General features: G+C 37.7%; 16 protein-coding genes. 13 read left to right on the top strand and 3 right to left on the bottom strand.

Annotated features, from left to right (window positions below):
• Positions 1-139 precede the first annotated feature (139 nt).
• Positions 140-2,563 carry a transglycosylase domain-containing protein gene (locus IGM13_RS07750; RefSeq protein ID WP_002420133.1) on the bottom strand — a complete coding sequence of 808 codons (2,424 nt, stop codon included), beginning with the start codon at positions 2,561-2,563 and terminating at the stop codon, positions 140-142.
• Positions 2,564-2,747: 184 nt separating this feature from the next.
• Here IGM13_RS07750 and tyrS point away from each other — a divergent pair, with 184 nt between their 5' ends.
• The 10 genes from tyrS to ybaK all read left to right on the top strand — a co-directional run bounded on the left by tyrS (position 2,748) and on the right by ybaK (position 11,797).
• On the top strand, positions 2,748-4,010 hold the full coding sequence (gene tyrS / locus IGM13_RS07745) for a tyrosine--tRNA ligase (protein ID WP_002357324.1): 1,263 nt from the start codon (positions 2,748-2,750) through the stop codon (positions 4,008-4,010).
• A 4-nt stretch (positions 4,011-4,014) separates the two neighbouring features.
• Entirely contained in the window at positions 4,015-4,194 is a 180-nt protein-coding gene (locus tag IGM13_RS07740) for a hypothetical protein (RefSeq protein WP_002365741.1), read from the top strand.
• A complete protein-coding gene (locus tag IGM13_RS07735) occupies positions 4,191-4,853 on the top strand; it encodes a YdeI/OmpD-associated family protein (RefSeq protein WP_002408425.1) in 663 nt (220 codons plus the stop codon). The genes IGM13_RS07740 and IGM13_RS07735 overlap by 4 nt, the downstream gene beginning before the upstream one ends.
• Positions 4,853-5,320, top strand: coding sequence for a DUF1801 domain-containing protein (locus IGM13_RS07730; protein WP_002420134.1), 468 nt, complete (start codon positions 4,853-4,855; stop codon positions 5,318-5,320). Before IGM13_RS07735 ends, IGM13_RS07730 begins: the two co-directional genes overlap by 1 nt.
• A gap of 10 nt (positions 5,321-5,330) precedes the next feature.
• Positions 5,331-6,224, top strand: coding sequence for a deoxyribonuclease IV (locus IGM13_RS07725; protein WP_033591660.1), 894 nt, complete (start codon positions 5,331-5,333; stop codon positions 6,222-6,224).
• Positions 6,225-6,417: 193 nt separating this feature from the next.
• Positions 6,418-6,636 carry a YneF family protein gene (locus tag IGM13_RS07720; protein ID WP_002357397.1) on the top strand — a complete coding sequence of 73 codons (219 nt, stop codon included), beginning with the start codon at positions 6,418-6,420 and terminating at the stop codon, positions 6,634-6,636.
• A 196-nt stretch (positions 6,637-6,832) separates the two neighbouring features.
• Positions 6,833-8,584, top strand: coding sequence for an ABC transporter ATP-binding protein (locus tag IGM13_RS07715; RefSeq protein ID WP_002365739.1), 1,752 nt, complete (start codon positions 6,833-6,835; stop codon positions 8,582-8,584).
• A complete protein-coding gene (locus IGM13_RS07710; RefSeq protein ID WP_002420137.1) occupies positions 8,584-10,368 on the top strand; it encodes an ABC transporter ATP-binding protein in 1,785 nt (594 codons plus the stop codon). The genes IGM13_RS07715 and IGM13_RS07710 overlap by 1 nt, the downstream gene beginning before the upstream one ends.
• A 155-nt stretch (positions 10,369-10,523) precedes the next feature.
• Complete coding sequence (gene aroD, locus IGM13_RS07705) at positions 10,524-11,285, top strand: type I 3-dehydroquinate dehydratase (protein ID WP_010715250.1); 762 nt, start codon at positions 10,524-10,526, stop codon at positions 11,283-11,285.
• Positions 11,282-11,797: a Cys-tRNA(Pro) deacylase gene (gene ybaK, locus IGM13_RS07700; RefSeq protein WP_002420138.1), complete on the top strand. Its 516-nt coding sequence runs from the start codon at positions 11,282-11,284 to the stop codon at positions 11,795-11,797. The genes aroD and ybaK overlap by 4 nt, the downstream gene beginning before the upstream one ends.
• Positions 11,798-11,927: 130 nt before the next feature.
• Here ybaK and IGM13_RS07695 read toward each other — a convergent pair whose 3' ends face one another.
• On the bottom strand, positions 11,928-12,335 hold the full coding sequence (locus IGM13_RS07695) for a ribonuclease HI family protein (RefSeq protein WP_002379500.1): 408 nt from the start codon (positions 12,333-12,335) through the stop codon (positions 11,928-11,930).
• Between the two features lie 100 nt (positions 12,336-12,435).
• On the opposite strand from IGM13_RS07695, the gene IGM13_RS07690 reads away from it, so the two are divergent.
• Entirely contained in the window at positions 12,436-12,897 is a 462-nt protein-coding gene (locus IGM13_RS07690; RefSeq protein ID WP_002366775.1) for an EbsA family protein, read from the top strand.
• A gap of 104 nt (positions 12,898-13,001) precedes the next feature.
• Here the strand turns inward: IGM13_RS07690 and IGM13_RS07685 are convergent, their stop codons facing one another.
• On the bottom strand, positions 13,002-13,208 hold the full coding sequence (locus IGM13_RS07685) for a cold-shock protein (RefSeq protein ID WP_002357404.1): 207 nt from the start codon (positions 13,206-13,208) through the stop codon (positions 13,002-13,004).
• 178 nt (positions 13,209-13,386) lie between these two features.
• On the opposite strand from IGM13_RS07685, the gene IGM13_RS07680 reads away from it, so the two are divergent.
• Both IGM13_RS07680 and IGM13_RS07675 read left to right on the top strand, forming a co-directional pair.
• Positions 13,387-15,057, top strand: a complete 1,671-nt coding sequence (locus IGM13_RS07680; protein WP_002420139.1) for a formate--tetrahydrofolate ligase — start codon at positions 13,387-13,389, stop codon at positions 15,055-15,057.
• A 104-nt stretch (positions 15,058-15,161) separates the two neighbouring features.
• Positions 15,162-15,866 carry a CBS domain-containing protein gene (locus tag IGM13_RS07675; protein WP_002360173.1) on the top strand — a complete coding sequence of 235 codons (705 nt, stop codon included), beginning with the start codon at positions 15,162-15,164 and terminating at the stop codon, positions 15,864-15,866.
• Positions 15,867-15,869 lie beyond the last annotated feature (3 nt).

Below are 15,869 nucleotides of genomic sequence, written 5' to 3'. Positions count from 1 at the left end.
TATTTTTGAATAGCTCGAGCTAGTATCGATGGTAAAGAATAAGAGAAACAATAAAAGTAGAGACGTAATTCATCAATTGATGGATTACGTCTCTACTTTTTTACATAATTTTGGTTACAAGCTTAACTTACCAAATTCTTTAGTTGTTCTTTTTATTATCGTTGTTTTTATTATCGTTGTTTTTATTGTTGTTGTTGTTATTATTTGTAGTGGCACGTGGAGCAAGATTTCCCCAGTAAGAAGCGTAATTGCTGTCTGTTCCACCAATCCCAAATTTATAGGTACTTTGTGGTGCACCATCTTTGGCATAGTATGAAGTCGTTGTTTTGCCAGGTGTATTGAACTTGGCACCATTATAGGTAATTGAGCCAGGTTTTTCACCAGTAAATTCAGAAACTTTTGATTTAATAACACTTGGGTCTAATTCAAATTTTTGACCAATGCCAAACAATTCTGGATTCGCATAGTACAGCGCGTTGGCTAAGTTCGCCATATAATTCCCATTATTGTCGCCGCTGGTCATCGTCATTGGCGCTGGTAGATCATGTCCTGCCCAAGAACTTAGTGTCACAGTTGGGGTAGAGACAATCAGCCATGAATCTTTATAGTCATCAGTTGTCCCAGTTTTTCCGACCCAATCAGCACTAGCTAAATGAGGATTCAAGCCAGCTAACGTTGGTTTGAATTTTGTTGTATTCGCAGAATCCACCACTGAGCGCAACAAGTCATTCATAATAGAAGCGGTCGCCGGTGAATAAACTTGCGTTCCTTCATCTTTGTGTTCGTAGACTACATGTCCGCTATTGTCTGTAATTTTTTCAATCATGTAGGCTTTTTGATATTTACCTTTGTTAGCAAGTGCTTGGAAACCGTTTGTTTGAGTTACAACATTTGTTTCTACTGGACCCAATGGCGCAGATTCGTAAGCCCAAGCATCTGAAGCTGGATAGTTCATTTTACTTAAGTAGTGATTGTAAGAAAAATTATCATCACCTTTTTTCTTTTTCAATTCTTCATTTACATGATACACAGGGATGTTAAAAGACCAGTTTAACGCATTTCGAACGGTTACAAATTGATTTAAATCCACAGTTGTTGAGTTAGCAAAAGGAGTACCATCTGAATAAGTAGTCGTGTAGTTGGCCAAACGACTTTCAGAACCAATGATTCCTTGATCAATCGCAGGACCATAGACAGAAATTGGTTTAATCGTAGAACCAACTTGACGATCGGCATTAAAGGCATGGTTGTTTTGATTAATATCGAAGTTTCTGCCGCCGATAAAACCGAGGATACGACCAGTAGCGTTATCCATTAAAATATTCCCAGTTTCAATCATTGTATTCCCATTGACATCTGCAGTTCCATCATCAAGCAAATAACCATAATTTGCGACAGCGGTTTGCATCGTGTTATAAATGTTCTGATCAATGGTCGATTGGATTGTATAGCCTTGCGACTGGATTTCGCGACGTGCTTGTTCTTCATATTGATCTAAACCAACTTGATCTAAATCATCACGATTAACTTTAGCTTTTTTCATATCTAAATCCATGACAATCTCAACTGCTTTATCTAACACCGTATAGTATAGATAGCCTTCTGTATTGACATTGGCCTGTTCAGTTGGTAAAAAGTCTTTTTTCAAGTCGTAAGCTTTGGCTTCTTCATATTCCTTTTGCGAAATAGCTTTTTCTCGGTACATACTGAAAAGAACAAAATCTTTTCTCTTCATTCCTAAAGACAAATCGTCTTTCAAGGCACCTGTGTTAGTATAGGGCGTGTAAACAATGGGACTTTGGGGAAGTCCTGCGATAAAGGCCGCTTGAGGAAGATTCAAGTCCTTGGCACTTTTACCAAATAGTCCTTTGGCTGCTTCTTCCACGCCTGCAATATTTTCACCTTTGTTATTACGACCAAAAGGGGAGACATTTAGATAAGTTGTCACGATTTCGTCCTTAGAAAAGTATTTTTCAATGCGTAAAGCTAATAAAATTTCGTTGGCTTTCCGTTTAAAGGTCGTTTCATCAGTTAAAATCTGTTGCTTGACTAATTGCTGAGTCAATGTTGAACCACCAGAAGAACCGCCGATACCTGTCGCATCAGAAATCAACGCTCGAACTAGCGCTTTTGGTACCACCCCATGATGTTCTTCAAAATATTCATCTTCTGTTGAAATAATGGCTTTTTTTAGCAATGGAGACATTTGATCGCCATTAATTCGTGTCCGAATTAAATCTGATTTGATGTTAGCAATCGGAGTACCATCTGCGTAAGTCATTTTTGACACTTCAGTAATATCACTGATTTCTTTTTGCAATTCTTCCTTCGTTGGGGGCTGTGTATCTTCAACTAGAAAAGCAAAATAGCCCATTCCGATACCTAAGCCAAGAGAGCCACCTAAGACAATCAGAATAACCCCAAAAACCACTAATGACTGAAAAACGCGAATAATGACATTTAAAATAAGTAAAAAGACATTGCCGCCAGAAGAGGTCGTTGGTTTTTGCTTATTGTTACTTGAATTATTTTTCAAAAGCTTCACCTCAATAAAATGATACATTCTGTGTTATTATAGCAAAAAAAAGCTTCTATGAATAGTTTCTACACCAATTGCCATTTTTTGTTGAAAAAACTTAAGAGAAAATAGGGAAATCTCATTTTTTGACTTTTCAAGTGTGACAGAATCGGTTACTATGAATAGGGGAATTTGATCTATTATTATGTTTTACTATAGGAGGAAAATCATGAATTCAGCTTTTTTTGAAGAATTAAAAGCCCGTGGGTTGGTCTACCAAGTCACAGATGAAGAAGCCTTACAAAAACAATTAAATGAAGAATCTGTTAAATTATATATCGGCTTTGATCCAACGGCAGACAGTTTACACATCGGGCATCTACTGCCAATTCTTATGTTACGTCGTTTCCAACAAAATGGTCATGTGCCTATTGCTTTAGTTGGTGGCGGAACAGGCATGATTGGTGATCCATCATTCAAAGATGCAGAACGTAGTTTAAACACACTTGATACAGTGAAAGCTTGGTCTGAAAGTATTAAGGGCCAGTTGTCACGTTTTATCGATTTTGAAGATGAAAAAAATCCAGCGATTCTAGCAAATAACTATGATTGGCTTGGAGAGCTTTCGTTAATTGATTTCTTACGTGATGTTGGAAAAAACTTTACAATTAACTATATGATGAGTAAAGAAAGCGTGAAACGCCGAATCGAAACAGGAATTTCTTATACTGAATTTGCGTATCAATTATTACAAGCATATGATTTCTTGAAATTGTACGAAACAGAAGGTTGTTTATTGCAATTAGGTGGCAGTGATCAATGGGGAAACATTACTTCAGGGATTGAATTATTACGCCGAGAACAAGAAGTTCAAGGATTTGGCTTAACTATGCCTTTAATTACAAAAGCAGATGGTACCAAATTTGGTAAAACAGAAGGAAACGCAGTTTGGCTAGATGCGGAAAAAACTTCGCCATATGAATTTTATCAATTCTGGATTAACACAGATGATCGTGATGTCGTGAAATTCTTGAAATACTTTACTTTCTTAACATTGGATGAAATTGCAACAATTGAAGAAGAATTTACAGCGAACCCAGGGCAACGTGCTGCGCAAAAAGCGTTAGCCAAAGAAGTGACTACTTTAGTCCACGGTGAAGCAGCCTATCATCAAGCGGTTAAAATTTCAGAAGCTTTATTCAGCGGGGATATCCAAAGCTTAACAGCAGAAGAAATTAAACAAGGCTTTAAAGATGTACCAACGTACGAGGTGCAACCAGAGGATCAATTAAGTTTAGTTGACTTATTAGTTACCTCAAAAATAGAACCATCCAAACGTCAAGCCCGTGAAGATGTTCAAAATGGAGCGATTTACGTCAATGGAGAACGTCGACAAGATTTAGCAGCTGAATTGACAGAAACTGATAAAATCGAAGGGCAATTTACTGTGATTCGTCGCGGGAAGAAAAAATATTTCTTGTTAAAATACTAAAAAAATGAAAGCTTGGGACGAAGGTCGTTTAGACAACAGGTTCCAAGCTTTCGCTTTTAAAAAAGATAAATTGGGATTAATTCTGTTACAAAAAACTCTTTTTTACTATTGGGCATATTCAATTACAGATAACTTGTGCTATGCTAGAATAAAAAGTGCAGTCGCTATAAGGAGTAGGTTATGAAATCAATTGTCGAAAAGTTAAACTTAACGAAGTATCAGCACCCAGTTATTTTAAATAGACCACAGGCAGAGTATCTATCTGAATTTGCTTCAGCCGCGCAGCAATTACCCTCAGAACCAGTTGAGCTGATTTTTGCATTTGTGAAAACGATGGCGGAATTTCAAGAGATTGTTTCAATGGTGATTGAAGGTCAACATTTAGTAGAAAATGGGTTGTTATATGTGGCTTATCCGAAAAAAGGCAATAAAATCTATCCAACCTTTGTCCACCGAGATGAAATTTTTCCAACATTACAAGTAAACGAGGCAGATGGGTATATTAAAGGCTCAACCTTAAAATTTAATCGCATGGTTAGTTTAGATGAGACTTTTACGGTTGTCGGCATGAAGAATGTTCTTAAAAAGCCAGCGAAGAATCAGACCAGTTCTGCTGTTGGGGATTATGTTCAATATTTACCAGAAATTGAAGCGTTGGTACAAACAGAACCAGCTGCTGCAGCGACATTCGCTGCATTAACGCCTGGTTATCAAAAAGAGTGGGCGCGGTATGTATTTAGTGCAAAGCGAGCGGAGACACGGAAAAAGCGGCAAACTGAAATGTTAGTCATTTTAAAAGAAGGCTATAAAACCAAAGCGCTTTATCAGCAAAGGAAGAAATAATGGCGCAGTCAATTGAAACAGTTACAGCATATATCGAAACAGTTGAACCAAACTGGCGAATTGCTTATCAGCAAGTATTAGATGTCGTTTCGCAAAATTTGCCAGCAGGATTTGAATTAACAATGCAATATGGCATGCCAACCTTTGTTGTACCGCTTTCAGTATTTCCAGAAGGCTATCTCAACCGTAGTGATGAACCGTTACCATTTATCAGTTTAGGCGCTACTAAAAGGCAAGTAGCTTTATATCACATGGGATTAATGGGAAATGAAGCCGTCCGAAGTTGGTTTCAAGAAGCCTATCAGGAACAAGTGTCAACAAAGCTAAACATGGGGAAAAGTTGTTTTCGCTTCACTAATCCTAAGCGAATACCCTATGAACTAATTGGCGAATTAGTAACAAAAATCACGCTTGAAGAATGGCTGCAACAGTATCAACACTACCAAAAGAAAAAGAAGAATTATTAGGAGGAACCACATGTTATTAGGATCACACGTTAGTATGAGTGGCAAGAAAATGCTATTAGGCTCTGCCGAGGAAGCGGCTAGTTATGGCTCAACAACCTTTATGATTTATACAGGTGCGCCACAAAACACGCGCCGGAAACCGATTGAAGAAATGAATATTGAAGCTGGGCAAGCGTTTATGAAGGAACACAATTTGAGTAATATCGTCGTTCATGCCCCGTATATTATTAATTTAGGCAATACAATCAAAACGGAAAATTTCGGTTTTGCCGTAGACTTTTTGCGACAAGAAATTGAGCGAGCACAAGCGTTGGGAGCAACGCAAATCACGTTACACCCAGGTGCGCATGTTGGCGCAGGTTCAGAAGCCGGCATCAAACAAATTGTTAAAGGTCTAAATGAAGTCTTGTGGAAAGAGCAAATCCCTCAAATCGCTTTAGAAACAATGGCTGGTAAAGGAACCGAAATCGGCCGTACGTTTGATGAACTAGCTGTAATTATTGACGGAGTTACGCTAAATGATAAACTTTCTGTCACTCTGGATACTTGCCACATTAATGATGCAGGTTATAATGTAAAAGATGATTTTGATGGCGTATTAGTTGAATTTGATAAAATTATCGGATTGGATCGTTTAAAAGTTATTCATGTGAATGATTCTAAAAATCCTATGGGCTCACATAAAGATCGTCATGCCAATATTGGTTTTGGCACTATTGGTTTTGAAGCTTTAAACGGTGTGGTTCACCATGAAAAATTAACTGCTTTACCAAAAATTTTAGAAACACCTTATGTCGGAGAAGACAAAAAAAATAAAAAGGCCCCTTACGGTTTTGAAATTGCGATGTTAAAAAATCAAACATTTGATCCAGAATTATTAGAAAAAATTCAAGGACAAAACTAAAGCAACAATCGCTCTTAAAGGTCCTATTGACATTTAAGAGCGTATATTTTTGACTTTTAATCACTATTTTGCAAAAAAATCAGACTTTTTTCATTATTTAAGAGAAATCCCGCAAAAAGAACTTTTCTTTTTTTGCTATTTCTAGTAAAATAATTCATTGAGAGCAAAACTATACGGAGAGGAGAGAGTTTCAATGGCAACAGGTTGGGTAGTATTAATCGCAGTAATCGCTTTATTAGTAGGCGCTGCAGGGGGCTTTTTCCTTGCACGCAAATATATGCAAGATTATTTCAAAAAAAATCCTCCCGTTAATGAGGATATGTTACGCATGATGATGGCATCAATGGGTCAAAAACCGTCAGAGAAAAAGGTTAGACAAATGATGCAACAAATGAAAAACCAAGGAAAATAGTAAAGGTTATTCAGGTAATCATGAATAAGTGTAAAAACGGGCTGATTTTCAGTCCGTTTTTTTGTTGTTTTGCGGGAGAATAGGATAATCTAGGAGGAAAAGAGCGAAACGTTTAATCAAAAACAACAATAACGAAGAAACCTTCTAGCTCGAAAGTAGTCTTCGTAGAACAACAAAGTAAAGGAGGGACAACTGAATGTCCATATTCAAAAAATTAGGCTGGTTTTTTAAGCAAGAGAAAAAAAGTTATATTATTGGGGTTTTCTCATTAATGATGGTCGCTCTTGTTCAATTAGTCCCGCCCAAAGTTATTGGCGTCGTTGTAGATGAAATCGTTAACAAAGAAATTCGCTTAACGAAAATTATCGTATGGGTTGCACTCTTGATTGGTGCTGGGCTTGCCCAATATCTTTTTCGCTATATTTGGCGGATGCATATTTGGGGGAGTGCCGCTCGTTTGGAAAAAGAGCTACGGACTCAATTATTTCATCATTTCACAAAAATGGATAGCATCTTTTATCAGAAATATCGGACAGGTGACTTGATGGCGCATGCAACCAATGATTTAAATGCCATCCAAAATGTGGCTGGAGCTGGGATTTTAACGTTTGCCGACTCTGTGATTACGGGAGGAACAACGATTATCGCAATGGTTCTATTTGTCGATTGGCGCTTAACATTAATTGCTTTATTACCGCTGCCTTTATTAGCGGTCACCTCACGAGTTCTAGGTTCTAAGTTGCATGATGCCTTTCGAGATTCACAAGCTGCTTTTTCAGCGATTAATGATAAAACACAAGAAAGTATCACTGGAATTAAAGTCATTAAAACATTTGGGCAAGAAAAAGAAGATCTTGCTGATTTTACAGAGAAAATTGATGATGCTATCGTCAAAAATAAACGAACGAACTTTTTAGATGCACTATTTGATCCGTTTATTACGCTGATTATTGGTGTTTCTTATGTTTTGACAATTATTATTGGTGGTCGTTTCATCATGGAAGGAACGATTAGTTTAGGTCAGTTGGTCTCTTTCATTGCCTATATTGGGATGCTAGTTTGGCCAATGTTTGCGATTGGGCGCTTATTTAATGTGTTAGAACGTGGGAATGCTAGTTACGATCGTGTGAACGAATTATTACATGAAAAAACGCATATTATCGAACGAAAAGATGCCATCAAAACAATGGCCCAAGGGACAATTTCAATGAAGATTGATTCTTTTTCTTATCCAAAAGAAGAGACGGTGGCGTTGGAAAATATCCAATTTTCGTTGCAAGAAGGAGAAACCTTGGGGATTGTTGGCAAAACAGGCGCTGGTAAAACCACTATTTTGAAATTGTTGATGCGTGAATATGACCAATACCAAGGAACGATTTTCTTTGGAAAACATAACATTAAAAATTACACATTAGATGCATTGATGGGTGCAATGGGGTACGTGCCACAGGACCATTTTCTCTTTTCCATGACGGTACGAGATAACATTCGTTTTGCTAAACCACACTTGGAACAAGCAGCAGTTGAACAAGCGGCAGCATTAGCATTTATTAACCAAGAAATTAAAGCATTCCCTGAAGGCTATGACACAATGGTTGGGGAACGTGGCGTTTCGCTTTCTGGCGGACAAAAACAACGGATTTCTATTGCACGGGCCTTGATTGTTGAACCAGAATTGTTAATTTTAGACGATGCCTTATCTGCAGTCGATGCGAAGACTGAAGAGGCGATTTTATCAAATCTAAAAGAAACGCGCCAAGAAAAAACCACTATCATTACAGCGCATCGTTTAAGTAGTGTCATGCATGCCAAAGAAATCTTAGTGTTGGATGAAGGGAAAATTATTGAACGGGGGACGCATCAAGAGTTACTGGCTCAGAAGGGTTGGTATCAGCGGATGTGGGAAAAACAGCAATTAGAAGCGAAAATTGAAGGGAGTGAGAGTTAATGGAAGAAAAGTATCAATCCGAATGGTCCAGAGAGTTACCGCTGAAAGAACAATTAACGATTGTTCAGCGTTTGTTTCGTTTTGCCAAACCGTTTCGACGCATGTTTTACACAGCTATTCTCTTTGCATTTGGCTTATCAATTATCAATATTCTTTTGCCTAGAGTCATTCAAGTTTTTATGGATAATTATTTAACGCCTAAAACTGCTACAATGCAAGTGATTCTAACTTTTGCTGCTATTTATTTTTTTGGTGTCATTGTCAAAAGTATTGTTTGGTTTTTCCAATGGTATTTGTATTCGATGGCTTCTTTAAAAACGTATCAATATATACGAGTGAAATTATTTGAAAAATTACACACTTTAGGTATGCGTTATTTTGATCAAACACCAGCGGGTTCAACGGTGTCTCGTGTTACAAATGACACAGAAACATTGTTTGAATTCTGGTATGTATTCTTAATGGTGATTACAGGAATTTTTGCCGTAATCTCGTCATTTTTTGCAATGTTTCAACTCAGTCCAAAAATTTCATTTTATTGTCTAATTTTCTTGCCAATTTTATTAGTTGTAATTTGGTATTACCAAAAATTTAGTTCAAAATTATATCGCAGTATGCGTGAAAAATTAAGTCAATTAAACACCAAACTAAATGAATACATCTCTGGTATGCAAATCATTCAACAATTTCGCCAAGAAAAGCGTTTGGAAAAAGAATTTGAGGAAACCAATGATGATTATTTAAAAACACGAGTAGCAATGATTCGTATGAATTCATTATTATTAAGTCCCATCATTAATTTGTTGTATACATTGGCGATTGCATTGGCCTTAACTATGTTTGGCATCGATGCTTTACATTCACCTGTTGAAGCGGGGATGATTTATGCTTTTGTAACGTATGTCCAAGCTTTTTTTAATCCGATGACACAAATGATGGACTTCCTAAGTATCTTTACAGATGGGATTGTCGCAGGTAGCCGTATTTTAAAAATTATGGATACGGAAGAATTAACGCCGCAACAATCAGTAGGAGCGAGTGGGGAAATTATTCGCGGAAAAATTGAATTTCGCAATGTTACTTTTTCTTATGACGGCAAAAACGAAGTATTGAAAAATATTAGCTTTGTCGCAAATCCCGGGGAAACCGTCGCTTTAGTCGGTCATACAGGAAGTGGTAAAAGTTCAATTATTAATGTACTCATGCGTTTCTATGAATTTTATGAAGGGCAGATTTTAATTGATGATCGTGACATTCGTGATTTTCCCATGACAGAATTACGGGAAAAGATGGGCTTGGTATTACAGGACGCTTTCATGTTTTATGGAGATATTGCTGGAAATATCCGTTTACTGAATCCCAATATTACAGATGAACAAATTAAACAGGCAGCGGAATTTGTTCAGGCGGATAAATTTATTCACACGTTACCCAATACCTATCATGCGAAAGTCATTGAACGAGGAGCGAGTTATTCTAGCGGACAACGTCAATTAATTTCGTTTGCACGAACGATTGTGACTGATCCCAAAATTTTAGTTTTAGACGAAGCAACCGCTAATATTGATACAGAAACAGAAGGATTGATTCAAGAAGGATTAGCCAAAATGCGTCAAGGGAGAACGACAATTGCGATTGCGCATCGCCTTTCGACGATTCGTGACGCAAACTTGATTTTAGTTTTAGACAAAGGGCAGATTGTAGAACGAGGAACGCACGAAACGTTACTGGCAGAAGGTGGCCTTTATGCGGATATGTATCAGTTACAAAGTACGGAAGTTTAACGTAACAACTGAAAGAGTTAAATAACCTAAACAAAGGCATTTAGTGTTAGGAAATTCCTAATTCTAGGTGTCTTTGTAGCTCTTTAAATTGCAAAAAAGAATAGAAATGGTATGATATGAAGAGAGAAAAACAAACGAGGAAGTTAGGTGGAACTGTGAAGCCAGTTATAGTCAAAAATGTGCGAATAGGTGAAGGGAATCCCAAAATTGTGGTGCCCATTGTTGCTCCAACAGCCGAGGATATTTTGGCCGAAGCAACGGCGAGCCAAACACTAGATTGTGATTTGGTAGAATGGCGTTTAGACTATTATGAAAATGTCGCTGATTTTTCCGATGTATGTAATCTTTCACAACAAGTAATGGAACGGTTGGGGCAAAAACCGTTATTGTTAACTTTTCGTACACAAAAAGAAGGCGGCGAAATGGCTTTTTCCGAGGAAAATTATTTTGCTTTGTATCATGAATTAGTGAAAAAGGGTGCGTTGGATTTATTAGATATTGAATTATTTGCGAATCCGCTGGCGGCAGATACGTTAATTCACGAAGCTAAAAAGGCGGGGATTAAAATTGTTCTCTGTAATCACGACTTTCAGAAAACACCGTCGCAAGAGGAGATTGTCGCGCGGTTACGCCAAATGCAAATGCGTCAGGCGGATATTTGTAAAATAGCTGTGATGCCACAAGATGCGACAGATGTACTTACGTTACTTTCAGCAACCAATGAAATGTACACCCATTATGCATCCGTCCCAATCGTTACTATGTCAATGGGACAGTTAGGGATGATTAGTCGCGTAACAGGTCAACTGTTCGGGTCGGCACTAACTTTTGGCTCAGCCCAGCAAGCGTCTGCACCAGGCCAACTATCCGTACAAGTATTAAGAAATTATTTAAAGATATTCGAACAAAACAAGTGATTCAGAAGGTGAAAAAAGTGGCAAAGAAAAAAACACAACAAAAAACGAATGCGATGCGCATGGTAGAACAACATAAAGTACCATATAAAGAATATGAATTCGCTTGGAGTGAAGATCATTTAAGTGCAGAAAGTGTCGCTGAAAGTTTAGGTATTGAAAAAGGACGAATTTTTAAAACCTTGGTTACAGTAGGTAATAAAACAGGTCCAGTGGTGGCTGTCATTCCTGGTAATCAAGAATTAGATTTGAAAAAATTAGCGAAAGCTAGTGGCAACAAAAAGGTAGAAATGCTTCACTTAAAAGATTTAGAAGCAACCACAGGCTATATTCGTGGTGGCTGTTCACCAATTGGGATGAAAAAACAATTTCCCACCTATTTGGCTGAAGAAGCTCAACAATATTCTGCAATTATTGTTTCTGCAGGCAAACGTGGCATGCAAATTGAATTAGCGCCTGAAGCAATCCTTTCGCTAACCAATGGACAATTTGCGGAAATAACGACAGAAGAATAAGTGGGCTATAAGAAGAAGTCGAGACAGAACCGTTTATCTGTTTTTAAGCGTGGAGCAAAAATCTCTAGTGTTTTTTGCTCCACGTGTTTAATTATCAAATTAATAAAGGAAAAGCATTAAGTAAACAGTGCTACTTTTTATTGGGATAAAATTTTTGTAATGCTTGCCGTGCGAGCATATCGGCCGCTTTGTTTTGACTTTCAGGTAGCCATTTGATTAAGAGCAAAGGGAAATTCTTTTCTAGTTGTTGATATTCTGCTAAATAAGGCTGGTACTTTTCATTTTTAGCATAGTTTTTTTCAATTGTTTGAACAACAATTTTACTATCTGAGTGGAGAAGAACGGTTTGTTGATTGTCTTCATTGGTAATCGCTTGTTTTAAAGCTTCAATCAGCACTTTAAATTCAGCTTCGTGATTACTAACAATACCTAAAGGCACATGCAATTGTTGCCGCGATTGGTCGGTGAGGTAAACGATACCGCCGCCAGATTCACCTGGATTGCCTTTTGTTGCAGCATCTACATAAATTCTTAACATAAAATTACTCCTAATTTCTTTTTGTTCTTAAAAAAAGTATGTTACTATTATAACATATTTAAATTTAGCGGCGTTGATCCAGAAGTAGTGAGGGCACTTTATGAAAAAACAGAAATTTTATTGGCAGCCAGAATTAGCATCAACAATTATTTACTGGTCTTGCACATTTTGTATATTATTTATTAGTTTAATTTTAGCATTGGAAAATAATGGTCCTTACTTGATTAGTAATCTGGTGATGGTTCCATTTTTTGTGTTTGCTTATCTAGGAATTGCGCGGTCTTTTAACCTGACAGAAACATCTTTAATTGTTAGAGATGTTTTATGGTTTCGTAAAAAAGCACTTCCGCTTTCTCAGATAGAAAAAGTAACCTACAATGAAAAAAGCATCGAAATTTTTTCCTCAGAATTTAAGGAAGGCTCAAAAGTCTTTTTAATGAAAAAGAAAACGATTCCGTTATTTCTTGAGGCACTTAAGGTAAAAAAGCCTGAATTGAAGGTAGCAGAAGATCATTCTTTGGGCCTTCATAAAAAAGAAGAAAAAAACAAGAGTGAGTCATAAGTCGAAACGACTGGTGACCCACTCTCAAAATCTTAAAATAATCAGCTGAAACAAACGCTACGTTTACTTACTTTTTGGAGCAAAGCGTTGTTGGTTCAGCTTTTTTAGTTATCTATTTTTTTGACATGTGCTGCTTGTAGCCCACGATTGCCTTCCATTATCTCGAACTCTACAGATTGATTCTCATCAAGTGATTTGAATCCGTCACCTTCTATAGCAGTGAAGTGGACAAAAATCTCATCTTCTTCGTTGTAAACGATAAAACCATAACCTTTTCTGTTATCGAACCATTTGACAATTCCTTTTTGCATCCAATTCACGCTCCTTTTAGATTTGTAAAGACACTTTCATTATACGAGAAAAGGCTACCAAACGTCAATGGTTGGGTTGTTTAAAAAAGGTTATTCTAGCCATTCTATTCAATACAAGCTATAATTTAAAAGAAACAATGTGTCACAAAGACGATAAAGAATTGAAAAGGGGTCCGTTATGAAGACAGATATTAACATTGCACAAGCAGCAACATTAAAACCTATTCAAGAGATTGCCGAAACAATCGGTCTTTCAGAAGATTCGCTCGAACTTTATGGAAAATACAAAGCGAAAATAGATTTTCCAACGCTTCAATCCTTAGAAGCGAAGCCAGAAGGTAAATTAATCCTCGTTACGTCGATTAATCCAACACCAGCAGGAGAAGGAAAATCAACCGTGACCATTGGTTTAGGAGATGCATTAAATCAAATCAATAAAAAAACAGTTATTGCCCTAAGAGAACCATCATTAGGTCCTGTGATGGGGATTAAAGGTGGCGCAACAGGTGGCGGTTACGCACAAGTATTACCAATGGAAGAAATCAATTTGCATTTTACTGGTGATATGCATGCGATTACGACAGCCAATAATGCCTTAGCTGCGTTACTAGATAATCATTTACAGCAAGGAAATGAATTAAAGATTGATTCTCGGCGGGTGATTTGGAAACGGGCAGTGGATCTAAATGATCGTGCGCTCAGACAGGTCGTTGTTGGTTTAGGCGGTCCTTTCCAAGGTGTACCAAGAGAAGACGGTTTCGATATTACTGTGGCGAGCGAAATTATGGCGATTCTTTGTTTAGCGCAAAATTTAACGGACTTAAAAGAACGCTTAAGTCGGATTATTGTCGCCTATAATGACCAAAGAGAGCCGGTGACGGTTAAAGATTTAAACGTGGCAGGTGCCCTGACTTTATTATTAAAAGACGCCTTAAAACCTAATTTAGTTCAAACGATTGAAGGAACTCCAGCTTTTGTTCACGGTGGTCCTTTTGCCAATATCGCTCATGGATGTAACAGTATTTTAGCGACAAAAACGGCTTTGCATCTAGGGGATTATGTCGTAACAGAAGCAGGTTTTGGTGGCGACTTAGGTGGCGAAAAATTTTTAGATATTAAAGTACCTTCTTTAGGAAAAGCACCAGATGCCGTTGTGATTGTGGCAACGATTCGCGCGCTGAAAATGCATGGCGGTTTGGCGAAAGATCAGTTAGCAGAAGAAAATTTACCAGCGTTACAAAAAGGCTTTGCCAACTTAGAAAAACATATTCAAAACATGCAACGTTATGATGTACCAGTAGTTGTTGCAATTAATGAGTTTACACAGGATACAGAGAAGGAAATTCAACTGTTGAAAGAAGCCTGCCAAACGTTAGGCGTGTCCGTCGAGTTAACAAGTGTTTGGGCGCAAGGTGGCACAGGTGGCACGAATCTAGCGAAAACAGTAGTAGCAGAGATTGAAGCCAATACAAAACAGTTTCAACCTTTATATAACCCTCGCCAAACAATTGAAGAAAAAATTCAAGCCATTGTACAAACGATTTACGGCGGGGAACAGGCGATTTTTTCTCCGAAAGCGCAAAAACAAATCGCAGATTTTACAAAAAATGGTTGGGATCAATTACCAATTTGCATGGCGAAGACACAGTATTCACTTTCTGACGATCCTCAAAAACTAGGACGGCCAGAAGGATTTACGATTACGATTCGTGAGCTAGTTCCAAAAATCGGTGCAGGGTTTATCGTGGCGTTAACGGGTGACATTTTAACGATGCCTGGCTTGCCGAAAGTTCCTGCTGCGTTAAATATGGATGTGGACGAAACGGGTCAAGCGAGCGGTCTCTTTTAAAGCCGCTCTTTCCTGAGACCTATTTTTAGTATATACTTGAAAGTAGCTCAATAAAAAATAATGACGGAAATTTATTGCGTAGTTTATTATAAGGAGCAACGACTATGGGGGAACGAGCAGATACATTTTTAGCACACTTTAATCGCATTGAAAAGTGGATGAGAGAGAGACTGAACAATCCTGTCAATATGGGATTCAGTGAAATGACAAGACGTCTTTCCCGAAAAGAAAAAGGACAGATTGCTCAATTTGAAGAGGATTTGCTTCAAATGGCTCAGTTAAGAAATGCCATCGTTCATGAGCGAATTGCTGATGATTTTGTAATTGCAGAGCCAAACGAATGGGCAGTTCAACGAATTGAAACGATTGAACAAGCTTTAACAAAACCAGAAAAAGTAGTGCCTAAATTTGCGAAACGTGTTACAGCTTTTGAAATCACCACTTCTTTAGAAACGTTATTAACGATTATTGCAAAAAAACAATATTCTCAATTTCCGATTTATGAAAAAGGTGTATTTAAAGGATTAATCACGGTTCGAGGGATTGGTGTATGGTTTGCCATTGAGAGCACCAAAGGCGAAGTTCACATTGCCAACCGAACGGTGCGAGAATTGTTGGCATCAAATTATAAACGCAGCAACTATCAATTTGTTTCAATTGAAGCAACCGTTTTTGAAGTTGAACAAATGTTTCGGGAGCAGCCACGCTTAGAAGCTGTGCTTATTAGTAAAAGTGGCCATCCTAATGGTGAGTTAGTAGGCATTGTTCGACCAAGAGATTTAGCAAGTATTCATAGAGAAAAGGAATGACGC

The organism is Enterococcus sp. DIV0561 (genome assembly GCF_050539875.1).
GTDB lineage: Bacteria > Bacillota > Bacilli > Lactobacillales > Enterococcaceae > Enterococcus > Enterococcus faecalis.
Note: the sequence above shows the minus strand (reverse complement) of the source record. Positions and strands in the feature narration are given on the sequence as shown.

Coding starts and splice junctions, on each gene's coding strand:
- IGM13_RS07750 (WP_002420133.1), bottom strand. CDS start 2,563: ATGTATCATTTTATTGAGGTGAAGCTTTTGAAAAATAATTCAAGTAAC.
- tyrS (WP_002357324.1), top strand. CDS start 2,748: ATGAATTCAGCTTTTTTTGAAGAATTAAAAGCCCGTGGGTTGGTCTAC.
- IGM13_RS07740 (WP_002365741.1), top strand. CDS start 4,015: ATGAAAGCTTGGGACGAAGGTCGTTTAGACAACAGGTTCCAAGCTTTC.
- IGM13_RS07735 (WP_002408425.1), top strand. CDS start 4,191: ATGAAATCAATTGTCGAAAAGTTAAACTTAACGAAGTATCAGCACCCA.
- IGM13_RS07730 (WP_002420134.1), top strand. CDS start 4,853: ATGGCGCAGTCAATTGAAACAGTTACAGCATATATCGAAACAGTTGAA.
- IGM13_RS07725 (WP_033591660.1), top strand. CDS start 5,331: ATGTTATTAGGATCACACGTTAGTATGAGTGGCAAGAAAATGCTATTA.
- IGM13_RS07720 (WP_002357397.1), top strand. CDS start 6,418: ATGGCAACAGGTTGGGTAGTATTAATCGCAGTAATCGCTTTATTAGTA.
- IGM13_RS07715 (WP_002365739.1), top strand. CDS start 6,833: ATGTCCATATTCAAAAAATTAGGCTGGTTTTTTAAGCAAGAGAAAAAA.
- IGM13_RS07710 (WP_002420137.1), top strand. CDS start 8,584: ATGGAAGAAAAGTATCAATCCGAATGGTCCAGAGAGTTACCGCTGAAA.
- IGM13_RS07695 (WP_002379500.1), bottom strand. CDS start 12,335: ATGTTAAGAATTTATGTAGATGCTGCAACAAAAGGCAATCCAGGTGAA.
- IGM13_RS07690 (WP_002366775.1), top strand. CDS start 12,436: ATGAAAAAACAGAAATTTTATTGGCAGCCAGAATTAGCATCAACAATT.
- IGM13_RS07685 (WP_002357404.1), bottom strand. CDS start 13,208: ATGCAAAAAGGAATTGTCAAATGGTTCGATAACAGAAAAGGTTATGGT.
- IGM13_RS07680 (WP_002420139.1), top strand. CDS start 13,387: ATGAAGACAGATATTAACATTGCACAAGCAGCAACATTAAAACCTATT.
- IGM13_RS07675 (WP_002360173.1), top strand. CDS start 15,162: ATGGGGGAACGAGCAGATACATTTTTAGCACACTTTAATCGCATTGAA.